Consider the following 12,783-nt stretch of genomic DNA (forward strand, 5'->3'; position numbering starts at 1 on the left):
CGATGTCGACGACTTCCCGCCCGACGACGCGTACCCGTCCGACGGTGGCTATGTCTCCGAGCACGATTTCGACGACACCGGCGGCTTCCACTTCGACGACCTCGCTCCGGCCACGCCCGGCCGCGCGGCGGCCCCCGCTCGCCCGGAGACCGCCGAGGAGGTCCTGCGCCGGGTCTTCGGCTACGACGCCTTCCGCGGCGACCAGGCCGCCATCGTCGAGCAGGTCGTCGGCGGCGGTGACGCGCTGGTCCTGATGCCGACCGGTGGCGGTAAATCGCTGTGCTACCAGGTGCCGTCGCTGGTGCGGCCCGGCGTCGGCGTGGTCGTCTCCCCGTTGATCGCGCTCATGCAGGACCAGGTCGACGCGCTCAGCGCGCTCGGCGTGCGGGCCGGGTTCCTCAACTCCACCCAGTCCCCGGATCAGCGGCGCACGGTGGAGGCGCAGTTCGTCGCCGGTGATCTCGACCTGCTCTATCTCGCGCCCGAACGCTTGCGCCTGGAGTCCACGCTGCGGCTGCTCGACCGCGGCACGGTGGCGCTGTTCGCGATCGACGAGGCGCACTGCGTGTCGCAGTGGGGCCACGACTTCCGGCCCGACTATCTCGCGCTGTCGCTGCTGCACGAGCGCTGGCCCGATGTCCCGCGCATCGCGCTCACCGCGACCGCCACCGAGAAGACCCGCGCCGAGATCGTCGAGCGGCTCGACCTGGGTGCGGCGAAGCAGTTCGTCTCCAGCTTCGACCGCCCCAACATCCAGTACCGGATCGAGTCGAAGAACCGCGCCGACCGGCAGCTGCTCGACTTCATCCGCGCCGAGCACGCCGGCGACGCGGGCATCGTCTACTGCCTGTCGCGCAATTCGGTGGAGAAGACCGCCGCGATGCTCAACGAGAACGGCGTGCGCGCGGTGCCCTATCACGCGGGCCTGGACAACCGGACCCGCGCCGAGAACCAGGCCAGGTTCCTGCGGGAGGACGGCCTGATCGTGGTGGCCACCATCGCCTTCGGCATGGGCATCGACAAGCCCGACGTGCGGTTCGTCGCCCATCTGGACCTGCCCAAGTCGGTGGAGGGCTACTACCAGGAGACCGGTCGCGCCGGCCGCGACGGCCAGCCGTCGACCGCGTGGATGGTCTACGGCCTCGCCGATGTCGTTCAGCAGCGCAAGATGATCGACTCGAGCGAAGGCGACGCCGCGCACCGCAGACAGCTGCAACTGCATCTGGACGCCATGCTCGCGCTGTGCGAGACGGTGGGCTGCCGTCGCGTGCGGCTGCTGAACTATTTCGGGCAGCCCGGCCAACCCTGCGGCAACTGCGATGTGTGCCTGAACCCGCCGGAGACCTGGGACGGCACGGTCCCGGCACAGAAGCTGCTCTCCACGGTGCTGCGGCTCGAGCGGGAACGCGGACAGGCCTTCGGCGCGGGCCACCTGATCGACATCCTGCTGGGCAAGACGAATCCGAAGATCACCCAGCACCGGCACAACGAGCTGTCGGTGTTCGGGATCGGCACCGACCTGCGCGACACCGAATGGCGGGGCGTGACGCGGCAGTTGCTCGCCGGCGGACTGCTCGCGGTGCGGGGGGAGTACGGCGTGCTCACCCTCACCGACGCCAGCAACGAGGTGCTGTTCGAGGGTAAGAAGGTGCCGATGCGCCGCGAGCCCGAACGCGCCGCCCGGCCCGCGCGCAGCGCGAAATCGGCCAAGGCGGCCGTCGATCTGCCCGCGACCGATCTGCCGCTGTTCGAGCGGCTGCGGGCCTGGCGCGCAGCCACCGCCAAGGAGCAGGGCGTGCCCGCCTACGTGGTCTTCCACGACGCGACACTGCGCGAAATCGTTGCGCGCAAACCGGGTTCGCTCGCCGAACTCGGTACCGTCGGCGGCGTCGGCGAGAACAAACTGGCCCGCTACGGCGAGGGGGTGCTGGCCGCGCTCGCCGAACAGTGAGCGGAAAAGGAACGCGCGACGAACCGGGGTGGCGCGCGATACTGTCGAGCCATGGCGAACGGTGAAGGCTCCGACAGCGACTCGTCGGGCGGCACGAGCTCGGGCGGCGCCGACGCTCCGCTGCCGCCGCTGCCGCACCGGCACATCGACCCGGTCGTCGCGCCGAGCCTGCTCGGCGGTCACCAGCCGGTGGTCCACCGGGGCAGGCCGCGCTGGTCGACCGTCGCGCTGCTCCTCCTCTTCGCCTCGGCGCTGGCGCTCTATCTGGCCCTGCGCCCCGGCGGCTGACCTCTCATCCACGCGCCCGCCCACGGCGTTTCGGTACCCGAGCGGTTCCGGAATGTTTGCGATGCTGCGGACCAGTGGATGACGCCGAGCGCTGTGACCTGTGGTAGCCGCAGGTCATAGCCCTGCCTGCGGCCCGCTTCCCGGCGCACTGTAGGCCTCCTCGACCGATCGCGGCGATCGGTCCCGGCCCGAGGAGGCGACGGGAACGGTGTGGGTGACCTGGGTGACGCGAGGGGTGTGCGCGGTCCTGACCGCGACCGGAATCGTCTGTGCGGCAGCACCATCGGGCAGCGCGGAGCCCTCGTCGCCGATCGGCGTGCGAGACCTGCCCCGCCTTCTGACGCCGTCGCTGCCCGGCACCTACGGCGAGGACACCGCCGTGGTGATCCTGGGCTACGGCCTGACGCCAGAGGGCACCGTGCGCCCGGAACTGGTCCGGCGGTTACGGGCCGGCCTCGTGCAGGCGGTGTTCGCGCCGTGGTCGCCGATCATCGTTACGGGCGGCAATCCACGGGCCGGGCTGAGCGAGGCGGACGCGATGGCCGATTGGCTGGTGGCGGCGGGCATCGACCCGGCGCGGATCCTGCGTGAGCCGCAGGCCGATTCGACCGTGGCCAATGCCCGCTTCACGCCGGCGCTGATGGCCGAGCACCAGCTGCGCGCCGCGGTGCTGGTGACCTCGGGTGACCACCTCGACCGGGCCAGGGCCGCCTTCGACGCCGCGGGCGTGCTGGTCGTCGGCGAGCTGACCCCCGACCGCACCCCGTGGCCCGCCCTGCCCCTGCGTATCGATCAGTTCGGTCCGGCACTACCGCCCGCCTAGCCCGGACGGGTCGGTTCCTGTGAGCGAACACAGTGTTTCGTCATGTGACCGCCGCGGACGCGTCCACACAGCATGGTGGGCGCAGGGGGTCCGCCTTTCCCGCCCGCCAACTCCGAGGTGACATCTTGACGCTCCAGCTCTCCGACAGCGACATCCTGGCCGAGCTCGAACCGACCGCCGAAGCGAACCTGAACGACCACTTGGCCAAGGCCAAGGACTGGCACCCGCACGACTACGTGCCGTGGGACGAGGGCCGCAACTTCGCTGCGATGGGTGGGATCGACTGGGACCCGGAGCAGTCGCGACTCAGCGAGGTGGCCAAGGCGGCCATGATCACCAACCTGCTCACCGAGGACAACCTGCCCTCCTACCACCGCGAGCTCGCCGACACCTTCGGCTTCGACAACGCCTGGGGCACCTGGATCGGGCGCTGGACCGCCGAGGAGAACCGCCACGGCATCGTCATGCGCGACTACCTGGTGGTGACCCGCGCGGTCGACCCGGTCGCGCTCGAGGAAGCCAGGATGGCGCACATGACCGCCGGCATCGCCAAGCCGGAGAAGGGTTCGCAGTTCCTCAAGGGCGTCGCCTACGTCACCTTTCAGGAACTGGCGACCAGGATCAGCCACCGCAACACCGGCAGGCTGTGCGACGACCCGATCGCCGACCGCATGCTCGCGCGCATCGCGACCGACGAGAACCTGCACATGATCTTCTACCGCAAGCTGTGCGCGGCCGCCCTCGACCTCACCCCCGACGCGACGATGCGCGCCATCACCGACGTCGTCGTGCGCTTCCAGATGCCCGGCCTCAACCAGCCGAACTTCCGTCGCAACGCGGTCATGCTGGCCAAGCACGGCGTCTACGACCTGCGCCAGCACCTCGACGTCGTGCTCGAGCCGGTGCTGCGCACCTGGAAGGTCTTCGACCGCACCGATCTCGGCGACGAGGGCGAACGCGCCCGCGACGAGCTGCACGCCTACCTGCTCGACCTCGAGGCCAAGGCGACCCGATTCGAGGAACAACGCGACCGAGCCCTGGCCCGCGCCCTCGAGCGCGCGGCGAGCTGAGGGTGGGACGGACCTTGGAATAAACGGCTGGCGCGGTCACTTAGAGTTGACCGTTATGAAGGAAAAGGGCAGGAAGGTCATCGCGACCAACCGCCGGGCGCGGCACAACTACACGATCCTCGACACCTATGAGGCGGGGATCGCGCTGGTCGGCACCGAAGTCAAGAGCTTGCGCGAAGGCAAGGCGTCTCTCGTCGACGCCTTCGCGACCGTCGACAACGGCGAGGTCTGGCTGCGCGGCCTGCACATTCCGGAGTTCAGCCACGGCACGTGGACCAACCATTCGCCGCGGCGCACCCGCAAGCTGCTGCTGCACAAGCGCGAGATCGAGCACCTGGTCGGCAAGTCCAGGGAGGGCAACCAGACGCTGGTGCCGCTGTCGATGTACTTCTCCGACGGCAAGGTGAAGGTCGAGCTCGCGCTCGCCAAGGGCAAGCAGGACTACGACAAGCGTCAGGACCTCGCCCGCAGGCAGGCCGAGCGTGAGGTCACGCGCGAGATCGGTCGGCGGGTCAAAGGCATGCGTTGATCTCCGTCCTGCTCGCCCTCGTGGCGGCGGCGGGGTACGGAGTCAGCGATTTCTTCGGCGGGATCGCCGCCCGGCGGGTCACCGCGTTGCGGGTGGTCGTCGTGTCCTACCCGTGGTCGGTGCTGCTGGTCCTGCTGATCGCGCCGTTGGTCGGTGGGCACGCGGACGCGGCATCGATGCTGTGGGGCCTGGCCGCGGGCGTGGCCAGCGGACTGGCGGTGTGGTGGTTCTACGCCGCGCTCGCCGACGGTCCGATGTCGGTGGTGTCGCCGGTGACCGCGGTGCTGGTCGCCGGCATCCCGGTGATCGCCGGGTTCTTCCTCGGCGAGCGACCGGGGCCCGCCGCGATCGCGGGAATCGCGCTCGCGCTGGTCGCGGTGGTGCTGGTCAGCCGGGAAGCGCCGGACGAGACGACCGAGGAGATCATCGGCGGCCGGGAACTGCGTTTCACCCGTCGGGTCGCGCTGCTCACCGTCGGCTCGGGCGCCGCGTTCGGCTTCGCGTTCTTCTTCCTGCACGAGACCAGCGCGAGCGCCGGGCTGTGGCCATTGCTCGGTCAGCGCGCCGCCGCGACGGCCGTCGTGTGGACCTCCGCGCTGGCCGCGGGCCAGTTCCGCGGCCTGCGCGGGGAACCCTTGCGGCTGGCGCTGGCGGTCGGCGTCCTCGATGTGATCGCCAACGCGGCGCTGCTGTACGCCTTCCACGGGTCGCTGCTGTCGGTGGTCAGCGTGATCGGCTCGCTGTATCCGGCCGCGACCGTGCTGCTGGCGATGGTGCTGCTCGGCGAACGGATCAGCGGGACGCAGAAGGTGGGCATGGTGCTCGCGCTCGCGGCGGTCGCCATGATCGCCGCGAGCTGAGGCCACTACAACCGGGTGCAGGGCTCGTGCAGGTCCAGCTTGCCCAGGGTCTCGCCCTGATAGCCGACCTCGATCGCCCTGGCGCCCATCGGCGCGGCCTTGTCCGGTTCGAACACCGAGGTCCACTCACCGCTCAGATCGGGTTGGACCGCGCCCGCCGGATGGATGACGACCATGCCCTCGCCATCGGGTCGCAGGTCCTCGATCGTGCGGCGCAACCCGGCCCGGGTCAGCTCGCCCTCTTCGGCCGCGGCGATGAGCAGGGCCTTGAGCGGATAGGAGATCGCCCAGCCCAGCGAATAGCCGAAGTTCGCCGGTGCGCGATCGACGGCGGCGCGGGCGTGCCGGGCGCCGACGCTATCGCCGTTCCAGCTGTCGACCGGGGTCGTGTAGTTGTAGAGCGCCGTCAGCGCGGGGGCCGCGGCGGTCTGCAACAGCGCGGCGTTCCAGGTCGGCAGCGAGCCGAGGAAGCGGCCGGTGTAGCCCGACTTCACCAGCTTGCCGACGATCTCCGCGGTCTCGGCGGGACCGGTGGCCAGCAGGACCAGGTCGGGATCGGCGGCCAGGACCTCCTCGACCGGTCCGTCCTGGTTGCCGACCTCGCCGTTGGGGCCGGTGTCGACCCGGTCGGCGATGGTGGCACCGTTGGCGACCGCCCACTTCAGCGCACCGCTGGCGTAGTCGCCGCCGTAATTGCCGCGGTAGGCGACGATGGCGATATTGCGCGGGGCGTAGTGGGTGCGGGTGAACCAGTCCAGGCCGGTCACCGCCTCCGTGCAGTAGGAATAGCCCGCGCTGAGCACCAGATTGCGGTCGGCGCTGCGATAGTTCCAGCCCGACCACTGGGTGGCCGCCACGCTGACCATGTCGTCGGTGTCCATCTGATTGAGCATCGCGATGGTCTGGGCGGTGCCGAAGCTCATCGCCAACGCGAGCACGTGCGGCTCGATCTCGGCGTAGGCGGTGCGATGCGTGCGTGGGTCGAGGGAGGTATTGCGGGCGTTGGTGGTGATGTCGATGTCGTAGCCGCCGATGCCGCCCGCCTGGTTCACCTGGTTCCAGAACGCCAGCTGGCCCTCGTTCATCGACGAGCCGAGGGCGGAGAACGGGCCGTTCGCCAGATCCGACAGGACACCGAGGTAGATGCACCCCCGGTCCTTGTGCGTCGATCCGGGACACGGTGCGCTGGTGACTCCCGGCCCGGCGGTCGAATCGCCGGCGGAGCACGCCGCGGCGAGGAGGAGGCCGGCCACGACGGGCACGGCGGCCGACCGGCGCAGCCGGCTGGTGAATGCCATGAGGTAACTCCTTGTTCCAGCCGCACACGGGATCTCGCGCGTCCCGGTCCAGCCGATCGAGAACAGTACCCCGGTCGACCGGCGCATCTCCCCGGATCGGCGGTGCGAATAAGTGTGGTTCGCTGACGAGTCACATCGGCGACACCGCGCGCTGGCAGAAATATCGGGAAGATTCCCGGCGACGGCAGTGTTAACATGACTAGCCCGCACGGTGCGGGCACGTACGGGGCTGAACGGTTTCGACTGCGTACGTTGATTCAGGGGAAGCGTGTCGGTGCAGGCAAGAGACCACCGTAAGCGTCGTTGCAACCAATTAAGCGCCGATTCCAATCAGCGCGAGTACGCCCTCGCTGCCTAAGTAGCAGGTCGTCTCTGTCAGACCGGGTTCGTCCCTCGACCCGGACCCTGGCATCAGCTAGAGGGAATTACCGTTCGGCTCGGTCGCGGAGTCGGACGGGACATCCAACAGCGACTGGGATCGTCATCCGGGCTTGTTCGCGAGACTCGGAGATCCGAGCAGAGACCTAGCGAACTGCACACGGAGAAGCCCTGAAGACGCGGCGGAGGACCCGGGTTCGATTCCCGGCAGCTCCACAAGAGCGGTCTTACTCGAAACGGGGTCCGAAAGGACCCCGCCGAGAGTAGGGCCGCTTTTCCCGTTCCTGGGCGCTGGTCGTATCGAAGGATTTCCGCAGGTCATCCTGGCTCCGGCCACAGTATGAAGGTCGGCGAATGGTTGCTGCAGCTCGTCGGCGACGACCCCGTCGATGTCGAGGTAGAGGCGTTCGAAGAACGCCCTGTTGAGGTGGCGTCGTACCTCATCGGTGCGGGTTCGGTACAGATCCCACGGATCGGCCAGGAGGTCGAGCCCTCGTTCGAGGATCTCCACCCCAACAGCGAGTTCAGCGTTCGTCGCGGTGAGACCGGCTTCGACAGCCGCCCGATCGGCGTGAATCTTCCGCAGGCGATCTTTGATCTTGGTTTGTGGCAGCGTGCCGTCGGCGGCCAGGTCGAGCAGTCGCTCTTCCTTGGCGTCGAGGTCTTTGAGCTGCTTGGTCATACTGCTGTGCATCTGACGGACGCTGGCCTGTTCGTCTGTCATGACCTGGCCGAGGAGCTCACGCGCCGTCGTCTGGAACCCCTCTGGGATGCGGAGCGTCCCGTAGTGCTCGACGATGGCATCTTCGACGCGATCAGCGGGGAGGTGAGGCAAATCGCACACGCCTTCCTGGCGACCCCGGCACAAGAAGTAGCTGTACCGCTTGCCATTGCGCCCACGAGCTTCGGTGTAGATGAATCGCGAGGTCCTGCCGTCGCCTCGACAGCGACCACAGACAGGTCGCCCTCGAGATAGTGCTGAAGCACGCGATCCCGCTGCCCGCGGCGGCTTCGCACGTCTCGGACATCCTGAACCCGATCGAACAATTCTTGGGTGACGATAGCGTCGGCCTACCCGGTCGGAGCTGTTCGTCGACGATGACCCATCCCGCGTAGTAGGGGTCCTGGAGCAGTCCCTCTCGTTCCACGGCATGCTGGATCTGGCCACGCTGGGTCATGTGGCTTTGAGGACACTGCCTAGCGCGGACACGGGGTACTGGGTCTGACGTAGCTCTCCCGGACTTACGGGACAACCCTTAGCAATCGGCGGACGGAGCATCATTCGCCCGTCCACCATGGTCCGCCGACTTTCTGAAGATGGGGGAACCGATCCGGGCCGAGATGCGTCCTACGAAGTGAATGGGTGTGATGACGGCGGAGGCTGGCGGGATGGCAGGCGGGGAGCGTGACAGCAGTGCTGAGTAAGACGCGCGAAGAGGCAGCCCGAGCCGTAGAAGCCGCACTGCCACCGGTGAGCTAGAAGCAGCACCGCATGACACGTCATGTAGCGAGTTGCTGAATCAGGGAGGGGCCAGGAGTTATGACCGGTCTGGATGTCAACAAAGAAGTGCTCATCACACTCGGTATGGAGCTATCGCGCGTCGGTGCTGCCGTCGAGGGAATGGACACCAAGGAACCCTTTCGGGTCGGGGTCGACGATCTGAAAGGCACAGCGACCGCAGCTGTTTCGGCAGCAGCCAGTGATCAGGTCAAGACGGCCCTGACCTCGGTCGCCTCGCGGATCAATGCGATGGGCGGCGCGGCAATCAGGTGCTGCATGAACTACGAGGAAGCCGACAAGGCGTTCGCCGGTCTGCTGGGCAATCTTGGGGAAGGCGTGTACTCGTGACCGTCGGTCTGGCCGCCATGCGCGGCTTCCATCCCGAAGCCACTACACACGCTGTGGCCGGTGCGATCGACGCGCTCGTCGCTACGTTCAGCACGCACATGAACGACATGTACGTCAAAGTCGATGCCAGCCAGGACAACTGGAAAGGAGCTGCGGCGACAGCGGCGAACCAGCGAGCGCTCGGCGAGCGGGTGGCCGGCAACACCTTGATCGGCGAACTCGACGACATCGCCGCGGCCTACCGCAAGCACGGCTCGGCGATGGATGGCTACTGCTCGGCCGCGGTCAAGGCGGCCGACGACTATCTGCGGCAAGGCTTCGATGTCGCCGACGACGGCACGGTGACCGTCCCGGCGGGTAAGAAAGACATTCCTGGCGCTGCGCCCGGACAGACGATCCCGATGAGCGCTGAGCAGCTCGCCACCTACGCGGTCGAGGCATCGACCAGGGTGAAAGGTCTGGTCAACCAATTCAACGCTGAAGACCTCGCTCTGGCCCAGGCTGCCGGGCAGGAACTGCTCGACATGGTGCAGAAAGCCGCGGGTGAGGCAGGGCTCGGGTCCTGGACGATGGACACCATCGACTCCGGCAACACCGGAGTGCAGGACGGTCTGCTTGTCGCCGACCGCAATGCGACTCCGGCTCAGATGCGGCTCATCGCAGATCGCCTCGCCGAGGCCGGACTCACGGCACAGGACATCGCGGATATCAACTCCGGCAAGAAGGTCGATCTGACCGAGGCCCAGTTCGCCTACCTGCATTCGTTCTACAACACCGCAGGTAAGGACGGGTTGGTCTGGATGACCGAGCAGATGAGCACCGGCGGCGATACCGTGCATGCCGCGAGCGTGGTCAATGGACTCAATACGCTGGCCAACCCCAACGTCGGTGCCACCGGTATCGGCCCCACCGGGATCCCGATGCAACTGCAAGGCGGCCTCAACCAGATCCCGTCCGGGATCTCCAACGTCTTGACCCGTGACTACTCACTTCGAGATGGCAACCGCACCCACCACTCGAACATCGACGGTGGCGAGCTCAAGCAGGTTACGTCGATGCTGGCGCTCGGCGACAAGATGACTGCGCCTGGCAGCGACATCAACCGCGAGCTCCTCAATACTGCCGGTGATCTCGTTGACAAGAGTGGGCACAACGTCACCAGAGAAACCGAAGACGGTCTCGTGAGTGATCTTGTCCAGTCGATGGTCGAAACGGCCGGGGAAGACAAGATCGCCGTCACCGAGGTGCTGGCTGACCCGGGTAAGCGAGAAGACATTTTCGGCCCGCTGCTGACGAACGAGTACAGCAAGGATGACGGTGCCGCAGTCCAAGACATGCTCAGCTGGATAGAGGGCGACGCCACGTCGCCCGACACGGCCGTTGCCGATCGCGCCGGTGCGGCGGCGTCCGGTTTGGCCAACTACGTCGCGGGCCACAAGGACGAACTACTCAACGTCAACGGCGCGTATTCGGAATCGATCGGTGCCACAAACCCGCGCGCAACACAAGGAATCGCCTCGGCGCTCAGTCCGTATATCGCTGATATGGCCGGGGTTGCTGACGATAAGACGGCAACTCGCAACTTCTACTGGGGTACTGACGACGATCACTCCAAAGCTCTGAGTGTCTTCACGGTCATGGATACCGACAAGGACGCGGCGACCTATTTCAATGCCCAGGCATTCATGACAACGTCGGAACTGCAGCAGGCGTGGGCCAATTCGGCAGTCGCCAATCCGGAGGAACCGAATGGCGAGCTCGCCAGTCGCGCTGGGGTGATCCGGGGGCTGATCGACCAGGGTCTCACGGCCGAAGCCGAAGAGCGAGGAAAAGACGCAAAAGCGCACGGTGCCAACAGCTTCGCCAACAAGGGTGAGGCCTATGACGGAATAAAGTCTGCACTGAGTACCGGAATGAAATATACGCCAGTCGTCAAAGATGTGTGGGCGCCAGCGGTTGATGCTTACAACACCGTTGCCAAGAACAGTATCGTCGGCGTGTATCTGCCGCCCGACACTCCGGCGACGACCGTCAGCTACGACACCTACGACGCCTCGCGTCAGAATTATCAGATCGCGCAAGCGCTCCAATCCCACGGGGCGCTCGACCATAGCCCGACATACAATTACATGTTCAACGGCGATGGCACATTGAAAAGCTACGACGAACTTCTCGCAGCCAAGGGCGGCGACCATCACACGGTCAATGGCAACCTGACGAATGTGCTGAACAACCACCGTGGCGGAATATTCCATGACCACTTGCAGGACTATCACATCCAATACGGCCAAGGATTGGGGTCGGTCCGATGAACCGGATAGCTGTGTCTGCCCTCGCAGTTGCGCTGACGGTGGGACTGACCGCTGGCTGCTCTGCAGATGAGGAGCCAGCAACCGCTACGGCCCTGTCGCAGCTGTGCATTCCGTGGAACGACTACCTCGTGAACGAACTCCATATAGCCGGTGTTACCGGTGGGACCCAGGATCCGAGATTCAAGATGGAGAAAGGCGGCGTGGGTCACAGGACGTGCACCTTCGATTGGCCAGGCAGCGGGGGCATGGCGGCGTCCTTGTTCGAGGACAAAGACAGCAAACTGCCACCGGCAGAACGCGAGAGGGTTCGCACGGACAATGCCAATGTGAAGACCGGGCAAGGTTACAGGCAGGTCGACGGGTATGGCTATCCGACCTGGGTCTACGACCGGCGCCCGGGCGCGCAGGAAGTGTCCGAGGTGAGAGTCGAGGTCTACCTCAACGACCACGTGGCGGGATTCGACATCGGCCAGTCGCCCGCTGAATCCATGACTGACGAGCAGTTGGCGAACACGATCCGGTTCACAATTTTACTCGCCGAGAAGCTGACCCGGTAAGGGGAGGGCTGCGCAGTTTCGCGGATATGCGGTGAATGCTTTTTGAAGGCTTGGGATCTTGTGCTACCGAGGTGGAGGTGAGTCCTGCGCCCGCTGTTGCTGGCAAGCATTCTCCAGATCGGGGTTTTCGAACGCCCATCTAACGGCGTGGCTGTTGACCCATGGCTGCGAACCGTCGGTGAGGCTTACGCAGTGTATCCGTTGGAGGTGGTCGTTCCGTCCCCTTCCGGCGATCGGGGTTGCCGACCTCGCTGTCCGCCTGCCGCTCTGATGGCGACGCCAGCTTCTCGCAGCGTTCTCGCTACGGTCCGCTTCGCCATCTGATGCTCGACCATCAGCTGAGTCATGGACGCGCCGGCCTCGTACTTGGCCACAATCTCGGCGACTTCCTCGGGCTTCAAGTGCTTCTTCGCGCCCCTGGAGGTTCGAGGCTCCGGATCCGTTGAACTCCGTGATCCGCATGCGTGCAGTCGTTCGCCCAGCTCGCAAAGGCTTCGCAGGAGGTCGACGTGTTTCGAGTAACTTCCCGGCAGCTCCACTCGAGGCCCCTCACCTGGCATCCAGGTGAGGGGCTTTGTCGTATCGGCTAGCCGCCCGCGCGGCGGCGGAAGGTGCGCTTGCCACCTGCCGCGGACTGGGTGCCGCGGACCTTGGCGGCGTTGTGCGCGGCCCCGCCGACGCCGGCCTTTCCGTTCTTTCGCTCGAGTGCTTCGCGGAACTTCCGCTTGGTCGCATCTTCCTGCGACTCGGTTGCTTCGCCACCGGAGTGTTCGGTGGCGGGTTCTAGTTCGTCGGCCATCAGCACAGCCTGCCACCTCCGGGTGATCTTCGAATCCCCGGCCGCGCAACGCCCGCCGTTCCTCGGTGG

Annotated in this window: 12 protein-coding genes and 1 other RNA gene; 11 read left to right on the plus strand and 2 right to left on the minus strand. The window is 66.4% G+C overall.

Annotation, left to right across the window (positions count from 1 at the left end; translation table 11 throughout):
* The first annotated feature begins 163 nt into the window (after positions 1 to 163).
* From recQ to V8688_RS09170, 6 genes are all read left to right on the plus strand, one after another.
* Positions 164 to 1,951, plus strand: coding sequence for a DNA helicase RecQ (gene recQ / locus V8688_RS09145; protein WP_316576353.1), 1,788 nt, complete (start codon positions 164 to 166; stop codon positions 1,949 to 1,951).
* A 51-nt stretch (positions 1,952 to 2,002) separates the two neighbouring features.
* Complete coding sequence (locus tag V8688_RS09150) at positions 2,003 to 2,239, plus strand: hypothetical protein (RefSeq protein ID WP_218717622.1); 237 nt, start codon at positions 2,003 to 2,005, stop codon at positions 2,237 to 2,239.
* A 223-nt stretch (positions 2,240 to 2,462) separates the two neighbouring features.
* Entirely contained in the window at positions 2,463 to 3,062 is a 600-nt protein-coding gene (locus tag V8688_RS09155) for a YdcF family protein (RefSeq protein ID WP_342800609.1), read from the plus strand.
* Positions 3,063 to 3,187: 125 nt separating this feature from the next.
* A complete protein-coding gene (locus V8688_RS09160) occupies positions 3,188 to 4,132 on the plus strand; it encodes an acyl-ACP desaturase (protein ID WP_342800610.1) in 945 nt (314 codons plus the stop codon).
* 55 nt (positions 4,133 to 4,187) lie between these two features.
* Complete coding sequence (gene smpB / locus V8688_RS09165; RefSeq protein ID WP_110036321.1) at positions 4,188 to 4,661, plus strand: SsrA-binding protein SmpB; 474 nt, start codon at positions 4,188 to 4,190, stop codon at positions 4,659 to 4,661.
* The gene (locus tag V8688_RS09170) at positions 4,658 to 5,521 is read left to right on the plus strand and encodes an EamA family transporter (protein ID WP_218717619.1); all 864 of its coding nucleotides are present in this window, start codon (positions 4,658 to 4,660) and stop codon (positions 5,519 to 5,521) included. The genes smpB and V8688_RS09170 overlap by 4 nt, the downstream gene beginning before the upstream one ends.
* Positions 5,522 to 5,526: 5 nt before the next feature.
* Here V8688_RS09170 and V8688_RS09175 read toward each other — a convergent pair whose 3' ends face one another.
* The gene (locus tag V8688_RS09175) at positions 5,527 to 6,819 is read right to left on the minus strand and encodes an ABC transporter substrate-binding protein (RefSeq protein WP_255587475.1); all 1,293 of its coding nucleotides are present in this window, start codon (positions 6,817 to 6,819) and stop codon (positions 5,527 to 5,529) included.
* Between the two features lie 225 nt (positions 6,820 to 7,044).
* Here V8688_RS09175 and ssrA point away from each other — a divergent pair.
* From ssrA to V8688_RS09200, 5 genes are all read left to right on the plus strand, one after another.
* Positions 7,045 to 7,416: a transfer-messenger RNA gene (gene ssrA, locus V8688_RS09180) on the plus strand.
* Positions 7,417 to 7,537: 121 nt separating this feature from the next.
* A complete protein-coding gene (locus V8688_RS09185; protein WP_342800611.1) occupies positions 7,538 to 8,173 on the plus strand; it encodes a hypothetical protein in 636 nt (211 codons plus the stop codon).
* Between the two features lie 564 nt (positions 8,174 to 8,737).
* On the plus strand, positions 8,738 to 9,046 hold the full coding sequence (locus V8688_RS09190; protein WP_342800612.1) for a hypothetical protein: 309 nt from the start codon (positions 8,738 to 8,740) through the stop codon (positions 9,044 to 9,046).
* Positions 9,043 to 11,358 (plus strand): hypothetical protein, encoded by a 2,316-nt coding sequence (locus V8688_RS09195; RefSeq protein ID WP_342800613.1) that lies wholly within the window; start codon positions 9,043 to 9,045, stop codon positions 11,356 to 11,358. Before V8688_RS09190 ends, V8688_RS09195 begins: the two co-directional genes overlap by 4 nt.
* An 11-nt stretch (positions 11,359 to 11,369) precedes the next feature.
* Positions 11,370 to 11,915: a hypothetical protein gene (locus V8688_RS09200; protein ID WP_342800614.1), complete on the plus strand. Its 546-nt coding sequence runs from the start codon at positions 11,370 to 11,372 to the stop codon at positions 11,913 to 11,915.
* Between the two features lie 586 nt (positions 11,916 to 12,501).
* On the opposite strand, the gene V8688_RS09205 is transcribed toward V8688_RS09200, so the two are convergent.
* Complete coding sequence (locus tag V8688_RS09205) at positions 12,502 to 12,714, minus strand: DUF5302 domain-containing protein (protein ID WP_218717618.1); 213 nt, start codon at positions 12,712 to 12,714, stop codon at positions 12,502 to 12,504.
* Positions 12,715 to 12,783: the final 69 nt, after the last annotated feature.

Origin of the sequence: Nocardia sp. No.11 (genome assembly GCF_038752175.1) — a bacterium.
In the GTDB taxonomy this organism is placed as follows: Bacteria; Actinomycetota; Actinomycetes; order Mycobacteriales; family Mycobacteriaceae; genus Nocardia; species Nocardia canadensis.